Below are 18,975 nucleotides of genomic sequence, written 5' to 3' on the forward strand. Positions count from 1 at the left end.
ATCTTTTCGCTGCGGCCACCTTCTGGGTGGCCGCCCAATGGAGGCGGTAGAGTTGATTGCCTTAAAGAGAATCAATGGTTCAGATCTATGGTTGAATCCTATTCTGATTGAATCAATTGAGAAAACGCCCGATACCATTATTACTCTGACAAATGGCCACAAATACGTCATTCATGAGAGCCCAGAAGAAGTGACTCAGCGTGTTGCCGCTTTCTTGCAACAGGTAGGTATGCTGGGCATGGTGGCAAGGAGAGGAGAGAGCGTTTGAAAAAGCCGCTGATTTGGATGGTCATCATTTTGTTGATTATTGCTATATTATGTGTGCTCGGCGTAGGGGCTTATCTGTTTTTGCTGCACCCACGCACTCCTGCCGCCAAACCTGCTTTGACTCCTCAACAAGAAGCCCAGTTGCAGGTTTCATTTCCACAAATGACAACAAATTTAGGGTCAAGTGGACTGATTCAATTCACCATGACTTTACAGGCGGATTCAAGCAGCACCAAGAATGAAATCAATGTCATGATGCCAGAAATTGAGAACTCCGTGAATGGGTTAATGCGTCAGTTTACCGCTAGTGAACTACAGCAGGTCTCGGGATTTAATCAATTGCGTACAGCCATTCAAAAGACCGTTAATGCAGAGTTACCGCATGGCGATGTGACAAAAGTCTATTTATCGCAAATTGTCGTTCAATAGAGAGGGGGAGAGTCGGTTGTCGGAGGTGCTCTCTCAATCTGAGATTGACGCATTGCTATCAGCGCTTACGAAAGGCGAAGTCAAAGCAGAAGACATTCGTGAAGAGGCAGCTTCTACTCGTGTACGAACATATGATTTTCGGCGTGCTATGCGTTTTTCGAAAGATCACATTCGCATTATCTCGCGCATTCATGAACATTTTGCCAGGTTGATGACCACATATTTATCCGGACAGTTGCGAAGTGTGGTGCAGATTCAAGTGGAGTCGGTCGATCAAGTTCCCTATGAGGAATTTATTCGCTCGATCCCGATATTAACAGTGATAGAACTGTTGGCGTTTCATCCGTTGCCAGGAAAAATTGTGATGGAAATCAACCCGCAAATTGTCTTTGCCATCATCGATAGGATGATGGGCGGTGTTGTGCAAGGGCCTTACAAAGAACGAGAATTAACAGAGATTGAGCAAGCTCTGATGCGACCATTTCTTGAACAGACTGAGCAGTTTTTTCGCGAATCCTGGCACAATGTGGTTGATTTACAACCTGAGTTTCTTTCTGTGGAAAGTAATCCGCAATTTTTGCAACTTTCTACACCTAACGAAACGGTGCTTGTGATTACTTTAAGTGCCCGAGTGGGACCAGTCACAGGACTCATCAATCTTTGTGTTCCGCATGTGACGATAGAGCCTATTATGCATAATCTTTCCACCCAGTTTTTCATGGATGGTTTACGCGACAGGGAATCGAGTTCAGCCGAACAAATGAAACTCGCCAACCATATGCAAGGTATGGAAGTTTCTATGGCTGTCGCTCTGGGTCAGGCTGAATTGACAGTGCGTGATGTCTTGGAGTTACAGGTGGGGGATATGATTCCCCTCAATCATCCAATTTCTGCGCCTGTCACGGTTTACGTAGACGAAGTGCCCACATTTACAGCTAGAATTGGCAAAATGCGCGGAAAAATGGCCATCCGCATACTGAGAGAATGGAAGGAGGAGGCGGATCATGAGCGATCAACAAGCACTCTCCCAGGAAGAAATTGATGCACTCTTTCGAGGAGGAAATCAAACATCCGAGAAAAATCAGGCATTGACCAATGAAGAGGCGGATGCCCTTGGGGAAATTGGCAATATTTCTTTTGGCTCAGCTGCCACAGCATTGTCAACCTTGTTGCAACAACGGGTGGAGATTACTACTCCTAGTGTCTCTATTATAAATGCTCAAGAACTGCCTAATCAGTTTCCCAAACCATATGTGCTAGTTACTGTAGAATATACAGTGGGATTAAAAGGTTCGAACGCACTGGCCATTGAACTGGATGATGCCAAAACGATAGCCGATTTGATGCTTGGTGGAGATGGAACGAATATTTCAGGTGAATTAAATGAACTCCACCTAAGTGCCGTGGGTGAGGCCATGAATCAAATGATGGGCGGCGCCTCTACTTCTATGTCACAGATTTTTGGCAGTCGTATTGATATCTCGCCACCGAATGTCAGAGTAGTCGATTTGGCAAGTGATGACAGTATCGACCTTGGCTTTAAAGGGTGGTTGGTCAACGTAGAGTTTGCCTTGAAAGTCGGGGAGCTGATTGATTCGCGCATCATGCAGTTAATGCCTCTCCAATTTGCAGATGAATTACTGAATAAACTAGGATTTCATGCATCTAATTCATCAACTGAAAATATGAGCCTGGAAATTACCGACACGGTTTCTTCACAACCTTCAGCAAATCTGACTGCAGGGATACAAGAAGAAATCCCAAATGCAGCAAAAAAAGAGGTTGCAGCTTCGGCAGAAGCGTTAAAAAATCGTCCGTCAACCACCGTTCAACGTCCGGAATTTGTGGATTTTGGCGGATTGGAAGTAACTTCTCATGGACAACCGCGAAATTTAGAACTGTTGTTTGATGTTCCACTCAATATCACAGTAGAACTCGGCAGAACGAAGCGCATGATACGCGAAGTTCTCGATTTGGCACCTGGTTCAATCTTTGAATTGGACAAACTGGCTGGCGAACCTGTCGATATTCTTGTAAATAATAAAAAAATCGCGACAGGAGAAGTTGTGGTCATTGACGAAAACTTTGGCGTCCGGGTTACGGATATCATTAGCCCCTCTGAACGAGTGAGGAATTTATAAAATTAGATAAAATGTGGAGGTCAATAATAACATGGCAAACCGGATTTTGATTGTCGACGACGCAGCATTTATGCGAATGATGATTAAGGACATTCTTACTAAGAACAATTTTGAAGTAGTCGGAGAAGCGGCGGATGGCAACCAAGCAGTAGAAAAATACCAAGAAGTAACTCCGGATTTGGTTACCTTAGACATTACCATGCCTGAAATGGATGGCATAGAAGCTTTAAAGAAAATTCGCTCCATTGATCCGAACGCTCGAGTGATTATGTGTTCGGCTATGGGACAACAGGCTATGGTCATCGATGCTATTCAAGCCGGAGCAAAAGACTTTATTGTGAAACCGTTTCAGGCCGATCGCGTTGTGGAAGCGGTGCGAAAAGCACTTGCGTAGAAAAATTACAGTCATGGCGGGAAGTTTTTTTCTAGCTTTCGTTAATGAGATGGGCATGTTGCCTGTGGTAGCATATGCAGCTAGCAAGAATTCTAGCCCGCCTTTGCCCAATGCCGGTCCCCCTTTAATGACTTATTTTCAATTTGTACTCTCGTTTGTGATTATTATTGCATTGATTATCGTTGTTATTCGTTTTTTAGCCAGACGGACGTCAGTGGCTGAACGCGGAACGATTAAGGTACTTGCAGCCCGCCAATTAGCTCAAAATCGCTCTATACAGGTAGTTGAAATCTCTGGAAAACGCTATGTGCTTGGGGTTGGAGAAAATATTACACTGCTCGATCAGATTTCCGAACCGTGGGATGAATCGGAAGCTACTCTCCAACCTTCGAGACAGTCGTTTGCCGCTTCGTTGTCGAGTGCTGTCGAAAACGCTCGTCAACGTTATGCGGAATCCAAGGGAAAGGACAGCAAAGAGAGAAAATCATGAAAAAAAGACATTGGCAAATCACTTTGTTGCTGCTTTCCGTCTGTATCTGTTTTTTTGCTTATCATCCCAATTTATATGCAGCAACCGCTTCCAATCAGACCAACAGTTTTTTGCCGGGTCTTCATTTGTCGTTGGGAACATCTAATTCGCGCCAATCAGTAGACAGTACGGTTCAAATTGTTTTGTTACTGACCGTTCTGTCGGTTGCGCCGGCAATTTTGCTGTTAATGACTTCTTTTACTCGGATGATTGTGGTGCTTTCTTTTGTTCGAAGTGCGCTGGCTTTGCAACAATCTCCACCCAATCAGGTTCTGATTGGCTTAGCGCTTTTTCTTACTTTTTTTGTTATGGAACCAACATTTCAGCAAGCCAATCAGCATGCATTACAGCCTTTTCTAGCAGGTAAGTTGTCAGAAAGCGCTGCTTTGCGTCAGGCGGAAATACCGTTTAAGCAATTTATGGCTAAACAGACGAGACCTGATGACTTACAATTATTTCTGCAATTTAGGCACATGCAGACTCCTAAAAATGTCAATCAAATTCCAATGTCGGCACTTGTACCTGCTTATACCATCAGTGAATTGAAAACAGCTTTTCAGATCGGATTTATGATTTATCTACCATTTCTAGTTATCGATCTGGTCGTTTCTACGACATTAATGTCTATGGGCATGATGATGTTACCACCTGTTATCATTTCCTTGCCATTTAAAATTTTGCTGTTTGTCATGGTAGATGGTTGGCACTTGGTTGTGCAATCACTTCTGTCTGGTTATAGCTAATTGGATTTGTTGTATGGAGTGCCGATGAAACGAGAGTAGGAGTTGAATAAGATTGAATGCAGAATTTATTGTCGGTTTAGGTTCCCAGGTCATGTGGTTGATTATTAAGTTGGTAGGGCCGATTCTTGGTTTAGGACTGGCTGCTGGGTTAATCGTCTCTGTATTTCAAGCTACTACGCAAATCCAGGAACCAAGCCTAACCTATATTCCAAAAATTGCTGCTGTCATCGTGGCTTTGCTCATCTTTGGGCCATGGATGATTACCAGCATGTTAGATTTTACGCAATCGATTCTCGGTCATCTTATGCAGTACGTGCAGTGATCATATGTTGAACTTGGCTGTCCTGCAATACCCGTTATTTTTTCTTATTATGGCTAGAATGGCAGGTTTTATTGGAGCGTCACCTTTATTTTCCATGACTGCTGTGCCGAGAACAGTAAAAATTGGTCTAGTAGTTTTTTTAGCTCTTTGGGTTTTACCTACTGTTCAAGCCAAAGTACCTTCTCCTTTTCAACAAACAGGTTTATATGTTGGTTTGCTGGTTCTGGAATTGGTTACAGGATTGTTTATGGGATTTATAGCAACCTCTATTTTTTCAATTTTAAATTTAGCGGGTCAAATCATTGATGTACAAATTGGCTTTGCATCTGCAGAATTGTTTAATCCAGAAAGCTCATTTGTGACAGGACTTTCAGGTACATTTTTCAATATGATTTTTACTCTGTTTTTTTTAGGTGCTGATGGATTGGATGGGTTGGCTTTAACTGGAATGGATAGTTATAAGCTCATTCCTTTAGGGCAATTTCATTTGCCGCAAACTTTCGGTTTAGCTTTTGAGCAATTGATGGACCTGATTACGGCAGATGCTGTTCAAGTGGCTGCTCCCGTGTTGGTTGCTTTACTGCTGACCAACGTCACGTTTGCGTTGCTCTCCAAAGCGGTTCCTCAAATGAATGTATATTTCAGTGGGTTACCGATTCAATTATTTATTGGTTTATCTGTTTTTGCTGCATCAGTTCCAGCGTTTGTGTCTATATTTCATGTTCTATTTACCTTTCTATTCAGTCAAGTCACTGCTTTTATGCAATTAACAGGATGATATATGGTTTTCTAATATTTAACGTTTTATAAAAGTTCTAAAATCAAATCCGAAAATAAGTTATTTCATGTATTGGAGAGATAGGTCACAGAGCCATGTTAATTCTTAAACTGCAAAGATTTGCAGAGAGCGACTCAGGAAACAAGACTGAAAAGGCAACACCACGCAGACGACAGGAAGCAAGAAGAGAAGGAAATGTGCCGAAAAGTGTCGAATTAACTTCGTCGATTATGCTTTTGGGCGCTTTGGCAGCCCTGCGAATTTTAGGACCAAAGGTTTGGGAGGCCTGGCAAATTCTTGCTCACAAAGACCTTACCTATGCAGGCTCCATCTCATTGACTGCACAAAATGTTCCTGGTTTGTTTGGTGGTCAATTTCTTGCATTGGCGGGTAGTTTATTACCCTTGCTACTTGTATTTTGGTTTGCGGCTGCTTTTACTGGTTTTGTACAGGTTGGCCCGTTATTCCTTCCCAAGTTATTGTTACCTAAATGGGAGAGAATCCAACCTATCGCTGGACTACGTCGTCTCTTTTCACCGCAGACAGCTATGGAAGGATTAAAGTCGATTCTCAAGCTGGCGATTGTGGTTGCCGCAGCCTATATGTCGCTGCATCAAGTGACACAAAGTATAGGTCAATTATCTTTTCTCTCCGTCAATTCGCTCATCGCTTGGCTTGGCAGTATTGTTTTTCGGTTATCCATAACAGTTGCTGTATTGATGATTCTTTTATCTGCATTGGATTTTTATTTTCAAAAGAGTCAGTATGAAAAAAAATTACGCATGACCAAACATGAAGTTCGTGAAGAATTTCGCCAAACTGAAGGAGATCCACAGATTAAATCCAATATTCGTAGGCGGGCTAGGGCTTTGGCCATGCGTCGAATGATGCAGGATATACCGAAAGCAGATGTAGTGATTACAAACCCGACTCATTATGCGGTAGCTATCTGGTATCGACCAGACCAATTGGAAGCGCCACAAGTTCTGGCGAAAGGGCAGGATTATACTGCCCAAAAAATTCGTGAACTAGCGGAACAACATCATGTGGCAATTGTAGAAAATCCACCACTAGCAAGAACGCTGTACCGCGATGTGGAAATTGGCCAAGTGATTCCTGCGGAGCTTTATCAGGCAGTCGCAGAAGTTTTAGCTTATGTTTACGCTATGAAACAACAAAAAGTCTTTACAGGCAATGGGGTGAATTCGTGAAACGTTCAGATTTAGGAATCATGGCAGCTTTGCTCTGGATAATTGTCATGATGATTATACCCATGAGTCGGCCTGTACTTGACGTACTGTTGTTAGTCAATATTTTCGTCTCCATGACCATTCTTCTCGTGGCCATCAATACGAAAGAACCACTTGATTTTTCTGTCTTCCCTTCAATTTTACTCATTATGACGCTCTACCGACTCTCTCTGAATATTTCCACCACACGATTAATTCTTGGGCAGGGTAATGCTGGAGCTGTCATTAATACATTTGGGTCTTTTGTAATAGGCAGTAACCCAGTTGTGGGGTTTATCGTATTTATTATCATTATTATTGTGCAATTTATTGTTATTACTCGCGGCGCTGAACGTGTTGCTGAAGTAGCGGCGCGCTTTACCTTGGATGCAATGCCTGGAAAACAAATCGCTATCGACGCGGACTTAAACGCTGGCCTGATAGACGAAGCCACTGCGCGCAAGCGACGCGCAGATATTGAACGGGAAGCGGATTTTTACGGAGCTATGGATGGAGCCTCTAAATTTGTGAAAGGCGATGCCATTGCTTCTATGTTAATAGTAGCGGTCAATATTGTTGGTGGTTTTATTATCGGTATGGTCATTCACAAAGATTCATTCTCAACAGCGCTCCACCAGTATACTTTACTTTCAGTTGGGGACGGGCTGGTCAGTCAAATTCCAGCCTTGTTGCTTTCGACAGCCACTGGATTAATGGTGACTAGAGCTGCTACTGAAGCAAATTTGGGAGCGGATATTTTTGGCCAGGTTTTTCAATTCCCGCGTGCCCTCTATATGGTTGGATCAGCTATTTTATTGCTGGGTGTATTTACTCCAATTGGAGTCATCCCCGTGATTCCTATTTCTGCACTCGCTTTTTTGACTGGTTGGCGTGTACAGGTAAATGCGGCAAGATCGGCAAAAAAAGAGCAAGAACAATTGCTCAAGAGCCGTACAGAAGACAACAAAAAACCAGAGAATGCTTTGTCTCTGCTCCATGTTGAGCCTATTGAACTGGAGTTTGGCTACGGTCTTGTGCCGTTGGTGGACGCTAAACAGGGCGGCGACATGTTAGAAAGAGTTATCATGATTCGAAAGCAATTGGCACTTGAACTTGGGTTGGTCATTCCTGCTATCCGTTTGCGCGACAATATGCAATTAAAACCTACGGAATATGTCATTCTCTTAAAAGGGTTGGAGATTGCTCGAGGAGAAGTTTTGCTTGGGCATTGGCTAGCGATATCTCCTGGAGTTGAAGATCCAACTATTATTGGGATTTCTACCAAAGAACCTACTTTTGGTTTGCCTGCTTTATGGGTCAATTCGGAAATGAAAATACAGGCAGAGATGTCTGGATATACAGTGGTTGATCCGTCCTCCGTTATGGCAACTCATTTGACAGAAACATTGCGTGCACATGCCCATGAGTTGTTGACGAGACAGGAAACTAAGAAATTGTTGGATCACTTAAAGACGGAAGCTCCTGCGGTTGTTGATGATGTGTTGAATAACAATTTAACACTTGGTCAAGTGCAAAAAGTATTGAGCAATTTGCTACATGAAAAAGTATCCATTCGTGACTTATCGACTATTTTAGAAGTTCTTGCGGATGTTGGTCGCCAGTCCAAAGATACCGATATGTTGACCGAACAGGTTAGACAGGCATTGGGCAGGCAAATTTGTCATCAATTCAGAGTGCCAGGCCAACCATTAACAGTACTTACTTTTTCTCCGAGTGTGGAAGAAAAGATCCAAGAATCATTGATTCATCAAGAGGAAAGTGTGTTTGTTGCACTCGATCCTGCACTGTCGCAAAAAATTTACAAAAAACTGCGGGAAGAATCGAATCGTCTCTCTGCGCAAGGCAAATCACCTATACTCTTGGTTCATCCTACATTGCGTTTAGCTGTTAGACGCTGGTTGGTAAGATTTTTACCGGAGTTGACGGTGTTATCTTACAGTGAGTTGGATCCGACGCTTGAAGTTGAGAGTGGCGGGGTGGTTAATCTATGATGGTTAAACGCTATGTGGTTCGTGACATGCCCGAAGCTTTATTGCGTATACGCTCTGATTTGGGGAAAGATGCTGTCATTTTAAGCAGCAAACGTATTCATGTTCGCAAATGGCTGATATGGCGGAGTAAGCGTATTGAAGTAATGGCTGCGGTAGCAGGTGATTTACCTGTTAAAATTCCAGCCTATCATCCACCTGCTCTTGGACAAGCTACTGCCAAACCAGAGAATGTTTCAGAAAAAGCCGAGGAACAGAAACGCATTTTGCGAGGGGAAACATCCAATATGTCCTCAACAATGTCTATGCAGTCAATAGGGGACGTTCAGGTTCATTCTGCAAATTCTACTAAAGGTATAACATCGGCTCAAGAGGATACAAGGCAAGTTTTGTTGCCTATCCTCGACGAAATGAAAAAGTTAACCTATCGATTACAACAATTGTCTTCCCAAAATACTGTCTTTGTAGGCGGAATGAATCAAGAGCATTTTCAATTGCAGCAACTTTTGGTCCAACAAGGTATTTCCGTTGACACTGTTCGAGAATGGATGCAGGAGTCCGGTGTGCTATCTATGCCTAAAGTTGGGGATTACCAACTTTTGCTTCAATCTTTTCGTAATTGGTTTATTCAACAGTTTCAGACTTTCGCTGTACCATCCCCTATTCAATCCACATCGCGAATTGTTGCTTTTGTCGGTCCTACTGGAGTGGGCAAGACGACTACAATTGCCAAATTGGCAGCCCTGCATGTACTTTCAGGTGAACGAAAAGTTGGATTAATTACTTGTGATACTTATCGCATTGCAGCTATTGAGCAATTGCGAACCTATGCGCAAATTCTTGGCATTCCCTTGGAAGTGGCCGAATCAGACGCTGTTTCTTTAAACAAAGCTGTTGATTCACTCTCTCATTGTGATTTATTACTGATGGACACGGCAGGAAGAAATTACTTTAACCAACGTTCGACGCAAGACGTTCAGACGTTACTTTCTATAGCGCCAATTGATGAGATTGTTCTTGTGCTTTCGCTAACTTCCAAAGCTGAAGATTTAAATAGATTGTTAGAGGCGTTTTCTACCATTCCTTTTCATAAATTTTTATTTACTAAATTAGATGAAACTTCTTCTTATGGTGTGGCGGCAGAATTGATTTGGAAGGCTAAAAAGCCGCTTTCCTATATTACGACTGGACAGAATGTACCTGATGATATCTCACCGAGCACAAAAGATTTTGTTTTAAAATCTGTTTTCGGGGAGGGGCATCCATGAGCGATCAAGCCGAAAGCCTGCGCAGCAAAATGAGAGAAAGAAGCATGGATAATGGGGGACTGCCTGCCAAAACACGTGTCATTGCTGTTGCCAGTGGTAAGGGAGGAGTGGGTAAATCCAATTTCTGTGTCAATTTTGCGCTGGCATTAAAAGCAAAAGGGAAGACGCCGCTCATCGTGGATGCTGATGTAGGGTTTTCCAACATTGAACTTTTGCTCAATACTAGACCCTTTCACACAGTTCTTGATTTAGCGAAAGACGTACAACTCTTTGATGTCATCTCTACTAGTCCTCATGGCCTTTCTTTTTTATCTGGAGGTAGCGGCTTGCACTCCGATATGTTGGACGATGCGGCTATGGTCAGAGTTAAGGAACAATTAGCGAATTTATCCAACCATTTTGACACAGTGATTATTGATCTTGGTGCAGGCATCAATCATCAATCAGCTCAGTGGATTGCCGGATCGGACGAATTGATTTTACTGGCGACGCCAGAACCTACGGCAATCTCTGATGCCTATGCTTTTCTTAAGCTGCTGTATGAGGAAAGACCTCTTGACGAATTGCCGGCTGTTCGTTTGGTGATTAATCGCGCATTGAAATTGACTGACGCACGAGAGGCATCTGAAAGATTGTCTGCCGCGGCATTGAGATTTTTGGAGTGGAAATTGGAAACACTTGGATTTATTTTGGAGGATGATTTGGTTTCGCAAGCAGTGATGCGTCAAGTGCCAGTATTGATATCGTTTCCCAACAGTACGGCCTCGCGCTGTATGGAGCAGATAGCGGCTAATTTTCTGCGCCTTAATGAGCCGAATCGAGGCGGGTGGAGAGGTTTTCTGCATCGGTTTTGGCCTGGAAAGTCGTTTTTTTCAACTGGATAAAGCCAGCCTAAACATAAGGATAAAAACAGAAATTGGCGGGAGGGTATGCCAGCTTTGCAAAACGCTGAGTATTTACAAGCCTTTATAGAAGAAACAAGCGATAATCTGCAACTTCTGAATGATCTCTGTCTACGTCTTGAATCTGAGGGCTCGTCGGATGAATTGTTTGCGGCCATGTTTCGTGCAGCGCATACACTCAAAGGAATGAGCGCAAGCATGGGATTTCAAAAAATGGCCACTTTGACTCATCGCCTTGAAGATGTACTTGGCGTGTTTCGAGAAAATCCAGGACGGTTGACCACAGATAGTCCCGATATTCTATTGTCGGGGATTGATCAGCTTTCTCTTCAGTTAGAACGAATTATCGACAGTGGGATAGATGAAACGGGTTCAGACGATGCTATTATTCATTCGTTGCAGGAACTCTATCAACGTCTAACAAACGCAGCAGTGTCACCTCATCCAGAGGTTGCGGCGACAGTGGATACCACAGAAGGACATTTCACCGATATTGCTTTGCACATTGCATCTCAAGCTGCAGAAGCGGGACTCTTGGCTGGAGTTCTGACTGTGAATATTGCTCCAGACTGTCAGATGAAATCAGTCCGCGCATTGGTTGTCATGCGAGAATTGGAGCAGTGGTCAGATATTCTTGAATGTTCACCAAGTGCAGAACATTTACAGGATGGCCGGTATTCTGAAAACATTGCCTTTCTTGCTGTTTTAAGAGAAATTTCTGCTGAAGAGGCTATGCGCAATCTCTCTAATATTTCTGAAGTGGTCAATGTAACTTTTGTACCGCTTATAGAATATTTTTCGACACATCGGACAGATCCAACTACAACTTCTGCGGCAGCCCATTCACCAACCCCGAGTCTTACAGCAGATCAGGTGGATTCGCAGAAAGAATCTGCCAAGCAACCTGCTGCACCCATGAAGGTAGAGAGGACATTGCGTGTACCCATCGAGAGAATCGATCATCTACTCGATCGTCTCAGTGAGATGGTGATTGCTCGCTCTCAACTAGCCAGTGCTACTGAGGCTGGACATACGGCTGTCATTCGAGAAATGGTCGATAGACTTGGTCGTATCTCTGGCGATATACAATCTGGACTCATGTCCTTACGCATGGTTTCGGTAGATATGTTATTTCAACGTTTTCCTCGTTTAGTTAGAGATCTCTCCAAGTCATTACAAAAAGAAATTCATTTTCTTATGGAAGGGGGAGAAACAGAACTCGATCGGACTGTTGTCGATGAGATGGGTGAAGCTTTGGTGCATATTATTCGCAATGCGGCCGATCACGGTATTGAGTCAGCGGATATACGTCGCCAGGCGGGCAAGCCAGAGGCAGGGACATTAAAAATTTCTGCTTTCTCTTCCGGACAAAACGTCTACATAGAAGTTGCTGATGATGGCGGAGGTATTGATTCGGAAGCAGTATTAAACAAAGCCATTGCGCGCGGATTAGTCGATGAGAAATCTGCACTTATGCTTAAGCCTGAACAAATTTATGATTTTCTTTTTGCCTCCGGATTTTCTACTGCTGAAAAAATCACCGATATTTCCGGACGTGGTGTTGGGCTTGATGCGGTACGTAATAAAGTGCAATCGTTGGGCGGTAAAATCTCAATTCTCTCGGAAAAGGGGAAGGGGACTACTTTTCGTATTCAGTTGCCTCTGACCTTGGCTGTTTTACCTGCCTTGCTGTTTATGGTGAGTAACGAATCTTTTGCTGTCCCTCTTGGCAGTGTGGAAGAAGTATTGCAAGTCTACGAAACAGATTTAGAAGCCATTGGTGGAGAACGTTTTTTGCGCCATCGAGATGGGCTCATCCCGCTGCTGGATGCGGGGGATGCTTTTTACGAACAATCGTCGGCCATTCAATTTCCTTGGTCAGCCATTCTCTGTAAAGAAGGCAATCGTCGTTTGGCGATACTTGTCGATGATATTGTTGGAGAGCAGGAAATTGTCAACAAACCATTGGGGAAATATCTGCAGTCCGTGCGAGGATTTTCTGGAGCGACCATTCTCGGCGACGGTACGGTGGGACTCATTCTCGATCTCGATGCCTGGCTATCAGCATGAAGTTAACAACCTCTCAAAGACTTGAATTGATTTTTATATTTTGGCAGTCGAAAAATTCGGGGTAAGGAGTGATAGACATGGAGCAACAATTTGTCGTCATGGCTGTAGGTCAGGAAAAATACGGTGCCTCAGTAACCCAGGTACTGTCTATTGAGAAGCCTATGGAAATTACACGTGTACCGCGTACGGTCGCATTTATCAAAGGTGTTGTGAATTTGCGCGGCACCATTGTGCCTGTGGTCGATCTCGGTGAGCGTCTGGGATTGGCTTCTTCCTTGCAGCAAGATGATTCCCGTATAGTCATTGTACAAGTGGAAGATATGATGGTAGGTATGATAGTGGATGCGGTTACAGATGTAGTGACACTTGCAGATTCGGATATTCAACCTGCTCCTTCGATGGTAGGTGGACTTTCCGCAGAATTTTTGCAGGGGATTGCAGAATATCAGAAACAAGTGCTGATTCTCCTCCATTTGCCTCGCCTTTTTAATCATGCTGAACAGTTGCAGCTCAAGGAGTTGCGGGAGCGGGAGGAACGTTAAGAAACATGAGTGTATTCTATAATCTGGATGATCGACAGCAAGATATTCTCCGTGAAGTCGGCAATGTGGGCGCTGGTCATGCTGCTACTGCGTTGTCTGTATTGTTGCAAGAAAGTGTACAAATGTCCGTCACAGCTGCTAGATTATGCCCGTTTGACGAGATTGCAGATATTGCTGGCGGTCCAGAGGCGCCTGTTGTCGGCATCTTTTTACAAATTGGGGGGCAGATGAATGGAAGCATGTTTCTGCTTTTACCCATGCAAAGTGCGGAACATCTATTGCATCAGCTGAATTTGACAGGTCATGAAGGGCTTCTTTTTGAAGAATTGCAGCTTTCAGCGCTGGCGGAAGTTGGAAATATTCTTTCTGGTAGCTATGTCACCGCCATCAGTGAACTCGCGTCGCTGCAAATTACTCTTTCAGTACCGTCGATTGCTGTGGACATGGCTGGTGCCATTCTCGACATCGGCCTTGCTTTCTCTGGTGATATAGCCGATCAAGCGATTTTGATTAACACGCAAATTTGGCAAGGACAAATGAACATCGATGGCCATTTCTTCCTTCTCCCTCACCCACAATCTATGGTCAAGCTGTTCAGTGCGCTGGGGTGGGATAATGATGTGTGAATTCACCTTACCCTCGATTCAAGAAAGCCAACTGATTCGGGTAGGTATTGCTCAAGGGGCAATCGTTTCAGGGCCAGATCGAATTGGGACAACGGGTCTCGGTTCGTGTGTTGGCGTGGTTTTATACCATGCAAGGAAAAATATAGCCGGTTTGGTTCATATTATGCTTCCTCAATCACCACCTAATTTTTCAGGAAACGTCTGTAAATATGCCGATCTCGCTTTGGATTGGCTGTTGGATGAATTTTCAAAGCAGGGTTTGCGGCCCAGTTCGTTGAAAGCCAAAGCTGCGGGTGGTGCGCAAATGTTTAGCGGATCGGCCAATTCCGATATTCTCCGGGTGGGCCCGCGTAATGCTGAAGCAGTAGAAAACTATTTGCGAGACGCTGGAGTAGAGTTGGTTTCAACTGATTTTGGAGGCAATACGGGTCGAACTATTGAGTTTGATTTGCAGACAGAGTTGTTACAAATTCGTACTGCTATCAAGGGTACATATACGATTTGAAGAAAGATCATCTATCTAATGTTAAGTACTCTATTGAGTTCTAAGACCTATGAAGGGAAGTGATTTTTGAGGGTATCAAAATAAGCCTGTCAGAGACAGACGGGTTTGCAGATTCAGTCCAATATATGATCTTACGCGATTGGTTCGTATGGCTTTTTGTTACGCAACAAGGCATGAATGATGTATGTCAATTTGCGCGCAACAGCAGCTTTGAGGCGCTTTTCGATCTCGGCATGGAGTCGTTCTAAGGGCCACTCTGTGAAGCGAATTTGCTGGAGAAGCAGGCGCAAATGCAGTCGGTACGCATCCACTGCCGTGTCAATGCCCAGTGGCGCGGCGGCAACAGACTTGAGGTTTTCTGCATTATCCAGGCCCAGGCGATTCCGGCTGTGTTTAGCGATGAAGGCCGCCAGTACTTCGGTAATATACTAGGAGGTGAACAGATATGTGGTTGACAGGAGCTATGGGTCTACTTTGTGCGGCTATGGTCGTCGTACTCTATACTTCTACGGGGGGATGGAAACAATATGGTGGGTTAAAAGGTATTTTTCGTTGGCTGCGCTCTGGTGCTCTGGCCAATCCACAAGTCATTCAAGCAAAGGAAAGTCCGCAAGCTATGATTTCCGCAGTTAATGAAGAAGTTGTGAAAATTTTAGAAGATATTTACATGGAATTGCGATCCAATTTAGACGCGTTAGAACGAACCATGGATGAGCGTGTTGGCAAATTAGAAGAACGTTTCAATCAATTGGAAGAGATGCTTCAAAAAGACGAACCTCACCATATAAAATTTTTTTCAAAGAATGAGCAAGTTGTTTCGGGGTTTGATGATGTGGGTCAGTCATTGGCGGGTGAACAGCTGTTGATGAAACAGTTAATAGAAATGTCTCGAGAAGAGGTTGGTGCAGCATTGAATGCTCAGAAACCTGAAGCTGCAGAAACAGTTGAATCTCCTTCCTTTTCTCCACGTTACTTTGAGATTCTCGATGCTTTAACTCAAGGCTTGACTGCAGAACAGGCTGCTCAACAGTTATCCTTACCAGTTGCTGAGGTTTTACGTGTGGAACAAGCCTTGCATATGCCGCCGACTCTGAATTGATAGAGCGGGTCATTGCAGTCTTACGCAGGCTGTGATATATTGGAGAGCGGTGCAATGCCCACAGTGAAGTGGAGCACACACGCTTATCTGATGGCTTGCGGGTCCAACTGGTCGCAGGTTCATATGACGAGGGCGGAGGACAAACCGTTTAGGAGGAGTTATCTTTGGCGATTATTTCTATGAAGCAATTGTTGGAGGCGGGTGTTCATTTTGGACATCAAACCCGTCGCTGGAACCCCAAGATGTCTCGTTATATTTTTACGGAGCGCAATGGGATTTATATCATCGATTTGCAAAAAACTGTTCGCAAAGTTGAAGAAGCTTATAATTTTATTCGTGACACTGCTGCGAATGGCGAAACCATCCTGTTCGTTGGCACTAAAAAGCAGGCTCAAGAAGCTGTAAAAGAAGAAGCAGAACGCTGTGGCATGTTTTATGTCAATCAGCGCTGGCTGGGCGGTACATTGACCAACTTCCCAACCATCCAAAAACGTATCCAGCGTTTGCTGGAGTTGGAGCGTATGGAGGAAGATGGGACTTTTGAACGCTTGCCTAAGAAAGAAGTTATCTTGCTTCGCAAAGAAGCTGAGCGTTTGGAACGTTTTCTTGGCGGCATCAAAGGTATGAAGAAATTGCCGAGCGCTATGTTTGTGATTGATCCGCGCAAAGAACGGATTGCTGTTGCAGAAGCGCGTAAGCTCGGTATTCCAATTGTAGCCATCGTCGACACCAATTGTGATCCGGATGAAATTGATTATGTGATTCCAGGTAATGATGATGCTATTCGGGCTGTTAAACTGTTGACTGCCAAGTTGGCAGATGCTGTATTAGAAGGCGCTCAAGGTCAAGGGGAAGAAACCACTGCCTGATTGGAGCTAGTAGGTGACGGGAGCATCTGTGGCTCGTCACCTTTTTTGTGTACTAATGCGTGTTGAAAGAACTTCGTTAGGTATGTGCTCAAATGGCATTCTAAGTTTTTGCTGAATTGAGGAGGAAATGAGATGGAAGTTACAGCGTCAATGGTCAAAGAATTGCGTGAGAAAACAGGTGCGGGTATGATGGATTGTAAGCGCGCCTTAGCTGAAGCTGATGGGGATATGGAGAGAGCGATGGAAGTTTTGCGCGAGCGCGGACTGGCATCTGCTGCTAAAAAATCGGGTCGTGTAGCTGCAGAAGGATTGGTGGAAGCTTATATTCATGGCGGTGGACGGATTGGCGTTTTGGTTGAAGTGAATTGTGAAACTGACTTTGTGGCCAAAAACGAAGATTTTCGTCAATTGGTTCGTGATATCGCTATGCATATTGCTGCCTCTAATCCACTTTATGTGCGTCGCGATGAAGTTTCGAGTGAGTTCATAGAGAAAGAACGCGAAATTCTTCGGGCGCAAACCTTGAATGAAGGTAAGCCGGAAAATATTGTGGATAAAATTGTGGATGGACGTATTGAAAAATATTTGAAAGAAATTTGCCTTCTAGACCAGCCATTTGTCAAAGATCCAGATAAGACAGTGGAGATGTTGGTGCGTGAGAAAATTGCCCAAATAGGCGAGAATATTTCCATCCGCCGTTTCACACGTTTTGTTGTTGGTGAAGGTATTGAAAAGAAAGAGAGTAACTTTGCTGAAGAGGTCATGTCGCAGGTTCGCGTTTAATGGCACTGGCCTTTGCGGTATAAGCAGGGGAACACGGCGTGGAGACACTATGTGTTCCCCTTTTGCAAACCAGGTATTGTCTTGGTCCCCGCAATATATAAAGCCATAGGGCTCAAAATTGGATGAGTTCTTATCATGAGGAGGCATTCTCAATTTATGACGACACCCCAACCTAAGTACAGGCGGATCATTCTCAAACTGAGTGGCGAAGCTCTGGCAGGGGATAAGGGATATGGCATTGACTCTGAAATGATGTCAAACATTGCGTTACAGGTTCGAGAAGTTGCGGATTTAGGTGTGCAGATGGCTATTGTGGTCGGGGGAGGAAACATCTGGAGAGGTGTTTCGGCCAGTGCTCGTGGAATGGATCGAGCAACAGCGGATTATGTGGGAATGCTGGCAACCGTCATGAATGCTTTGTCGCTCCAGGATGCTTTGGAAAAATTGGGTGTCGATACACGGGTGCAAACATCGGTGGAAATGAGTCAGGTAGCCGAACCGTATATTCGCCGACGAGCCATTCGTCATTTAGAAAAAGGACGAGTGGTTATTTTTGCGGGTGGTACGGGTAATCCATATTTCTCTACAGATACAACCGCCGCGCTGCGCGCCGCTGAGATTGAAGCGGAGGTCATTTTAATGGCCAAAAATGGAGTGGATGGTGTTTATACGGCTGATCCGCTCAAAGATCCAACAGCTGTCAAATATGATGAATTAGAATTTATGGATGTTTTAAATCAAGGTCTTGGTGTTATGGATTCTACAGCAACCTCGCTTTGCATGGATAACAATATTCCCTTGCTTGTTTTTGCTTTGGGAGAATCGGGCAATATTCGCCGAGCAGTCATGGGCGAAGCGGTAGGTACAATGGTCAGGAGAGTGAAAGTATGACAGAGCAAATTGTGAAGCATGCAGAAGAACGTATGGAAAAGGCTGTAGCAGCATTTCGCAAGGATGCGGCGTCAATTCGGGCGGGTAGAGCTACGCCGGCTATGCTTGAAAAAGTAACCGTAGAATATTACGGCTCACAGATGCCCATTCCACAAGTTGCAAGTGTAACTTCTCCAGAACCGCGCTTGTTGGTTATCTCTCCTTGGGAGAAAAGTATGTTGAGTGAGATTGAAAAAGCTATTCAGAAGTCTGACTTGGGTCTGAATCCTGCCAATGATGGTTCTGTTATTCGTTTAGTTATTCCAGCCCTTACGGAACAGAGACGCCAAGAGCTTGTCAAGCAGGTTAAAAAGATGGCTGAAGAAGCACGCGTGGCTATTCGTAACGTTCGGCGAGATGCTAATGACGAGTTGAAAAAAGCTGAAAAGAATGGAGATGCTTCGGAAGACGATGTTCGTAGATTGATGGAGCGGATTCAACAGCTCACAGACAAGTTCGTTGGTGAAATAGACAAAGCTGCGACTGGTAAAGAGCAAGAACTGCTTGAAGTATAGGCTTAAGATTGGAAAGTATTGGATT

At 44.2% G+C, this 18,975-nt stretch carries 22 protein-coding genes; all 22 read left to right on the plus strand.

Annotated elements, in window-relative coordinates:
• Positions 1–37: 37 nt before the first annotated feature.
• The 22 genes from ACOJUR_RS07535 to frr all read left to right on the plus strand — a co-directional run bounded on the left by ACOJUR_RS07535 (position 38) and on the right by frr (position 18,950).
• Positions 38–268 carry a flagellar FlbD family protein gene (locus ACOJUR_RS07535; protein ID WP_129583568.1) on the plus strand — a complete coding sequence of 77 codons (231 nt, stop codon included), beginning with the start codon at positions 38–40 and terminating at the stop codon, positions 266–268.
• Positions 265–696, plus strand: a complete 432-nt coding sequence (locus ACOJUR_RS07540; RefSeq protein WP_072874117.1) for a flagellar basal body-associated FliL family protein — start codon at positions 265–267, stop codon at positions 694–696. Before ACOJUR_RS07535 ends, ACOJUR_RS07540 begins: the two co-directional genes overlap by 4 nt.
• A 25-nt stretch (positions 697–721) precedes the next feature.
• A complete protein-coding gene (fliM, locus tag ACOJUR_RS07545; RefSeq protein ID WP_238413746.1) occupies positions 722–1,738 on the plus strand; it encodes a flagellar motor switch protein FliM in 1,017 nt (338 codons plus the stop codon).
• Positions 1,701–2,837: a flagellar motor switch phosphatase FliY gene (fliY, locus tag ACOJUR_RS07550; RefSeq protein WP_420949634.1), complete on the plus strand. Its 1,137-nt coding sequence runs from the start codon at positions 1,701–1,703 to the stop codon at positions 2,835–2,837. The genes fliM and fliY overlap by 38 nt, the downstream gene beginning before the upstream one ends.
• Positions 2,838–2,868: 31 nt before the next feature.
• On the plus strand, positions 2,869–3,231 hold the full coding sequence (locus tag ACOJUR_RS07555) for a response regulator (RefSeq protein WP_420949635.1): 363 nt from the start codon (positions 2,869–2,871) through the stop codon (positions 3,229–3,231).
• Positions 3,224–3,721, plus strand: coding sequence for a FliO/MopB family protein (locus ACOJUR_RS07560; RefSeq protein WP_203114323.1), 498 nt, complete (start codon positions 3,224–3,226; stop codon positions 3,719–3,721). Before ACOJUR_RS07555 ends, ACOJUR_RS07560 begins: the two co-directional genes overlap by 8 nt.
• Entirely contained in the window at positions 3,718–4,503 is a 786-nt protein-coding gene (gene fliP / locus ACOJUR_RS07565) for a flagellar type III secretion system pore protein FliP (RefSeq protein WP_203114322.1), read from the plus strand. Before ACOJUR_RS07560 ends, fliP begins: the two co-directional genes overlap by 4 nt.
• A 52-nt stretch (positions 4,504–4,555) precedes the next feature.
• Complete coding sequence (fliQ, locus tag ACOJUR_RS07570) at positions 4,556–4,825, plus strand: flagellar biosynthesis protein FliQ (RefSeq protein WP_072874111.1); 270 nt, start codon at positions 4,556–4,558, stop codon at positions 4,823–4,825.
• Positions 4,826–4,838: 13 nt separating this feature from the next.
• Positions 4,839–5,603 (plus strand): flagellar biosynthetic protein FliR, encoded by a 765-nt coding sequence (gene fliR, locus ACOJUR_RS07575; protein WP_420949636.1) that lies wholly within the window; start codon positions 4,839–4,841, stop codon positions 5,601–5,603.
• A 95-nt stretch (positions 5,604–5,698) separates the two neighbouring features.
• Complete coding sequence (gene flhB, locus ACOJUR_RS07580) at positions 5,699–6,814, plus strand: flagellar biosynthesis protein FlhB (RefSeq protein ID WP_420949637.1); 1,116 nt, start codon at positions 5,699–5,701, stop codon at positions 6,812–6,814.
• 20 nt (positions 6,815–6,834) lie between these two features.
• Positions 6,835–8,844 carry a flagellar biosynthesis protein FlhA gene (gene flhA, locus ACOJUR_RS07585; RefSeq protein WP_238413745.1) on the plus strand — a complete coding sequence of 670 codons (2,010 nt, stop codon included), beginning with the start codon at positions 6,835–6,837 and terminating at the stop codon, positions 8,842–8,844.
• Entirely contained in the window at positions 8,841–10,109 is a 1,269-nt protein-coding gene (flhF, locus tag ACOJUR_RS07590) for a flagellar biosynthesis GTPase FlhF (protein WP_420949638.1), read from the plus strand. The genes flhA and flhF overlap by 4 nt, the downstream gene beginning before the upstream one ends.
• The gene (locus tag ACOJUR_RS07595; protein ID WP_420949639.1) at positions 10,106–10,993 is read left to right on the plus strand and encodes a MinD/ParA family protein; all 888 of its coding nucleotides are present in this window, start codon (positions 10,106–10,108) and stop codon (positions 10,991–10,993) included. The genes flhF and ACOJUR_RS07595 overlap by 4 nt, the downstream gene beginning before the upstream one ends.
• A 45-nt stretch (positions 10,994–11,038) precedes the next feature.
• Complete coding sequence (locus ACOJUR_RS07600) at positions 11,039–13,081, plus strand: chemotaxis protein CheW (protein ID WP_420949640.1); 2,043 nt, start codon at positions 11,039–11,041, stop codon at positions 13,079–13,081.
• Between the two features lie 77 nt (positions 13,082–13,158).
• Positions 13,159–13,623, plus strand: coding sequence for a chemotaxis protein CheW (locus ACOJUR_RS07605; protein WP_420949641.1), 465 nt, complete (start codon positions 13,159–13,161; stop codon positions 13,621–13,623).
• A gap of 5 nt (positions 13,624–13,628) precedes the next feature.
• Entirely contained in the window at positions 13,629–14,249 is a 621-nt protein-coding gene (locus tag ACOJUR_RS07610) for a chemotaxis protein CheC (RefSeq protein ID WP_072874104.1), read from the plus strand.
• Positions 14,242–14,754 (plus strand): chemotaxis protein CheD, encoded by a 513-nt coding sequence (locus tag ACOJUR_RS07615; protein ID WP_072874103.1) that lies wholly within the window; start codon positions 14,242–14,244, stop codon positions 14,752–14,754. Before ACOJUR_RS07610 ends, ACOJUR_RS07615 begins: the two co-directional genes overlap by 8 nt.
• A gap of 445 nt (positions 14,755–15,199) precedes the next feature.
• On the plus strand, positions 15,200–15,853 hold the full coding sequence (locus ACOJUR_RS07620) for a hypothetical protein (RefSeq protein WP_420949642.1): 654 nt from the start codon (positions 15,200–15,202) through the stop codon (positions 15,851–15,853).
• A gap of 164 nt (positions 15,854–16,017) precedes the next feature.
• On the plus strand, positions 16,018–16,722 hold the full coding sequence (gene rpsB, locus ACOJUR_RS07625) for a 30S ribosomal protein S2 (RefSeq protein ID WP_072874099.1): 705 nt from the start codon (positions 16,018–16,020) through the stop codon (positions 16,720–16,722).
• A 132-nt stretch (positions 16,723–16,854) separates the two neighbouring features.
• A complete protein-coding gene (gene tsf / locus ACOJUR_RS07630; RefSeq protein ID WP_306954581.1) occupies positions 16,855–17,505 on the plus strand; it encodes a translation elongation factor Ts in 651 nt (216 codons plus the stop codon).
• Positions 17,506–17,661: 156 nt separating this feature from the next.
• On the plus strand, positions 17,662–18,396 hold the full coding sequence (pyrH, locus tag ACOJUR_RS07635) for a UMP kinase (protein ID WP_072874097.1): 735 nt from the start codon (positions 17,662–17,664) through the stop codon (positions 18,394–18,396).
• Entirely contained in the window at positions 18,393–18,950 is a 558-nt protein-coding gene (gene frr / locus ACOJUR_RS07640; RefSeq protein ID WP_072874096.1) for a ribosome recycling factor, read from the plus strand. The genes pyrH and frr overlap by 4 nt, the downstream gene beginning before the upstream one ends.
• The last annotated feature ends 25 nt before the right edge of the window (positions 18,951–18,975 follow it).

Source organism: Alicyclobacillus tolerans, from assembly GCF_048984885.1.
Lineage (GTDB): Bacteria > Bacillota > Bacilli > Alicyclobacillales > Alicyclobacillaceae > Alicyclobacillus_I > Alicyclobacillus_I tolerans.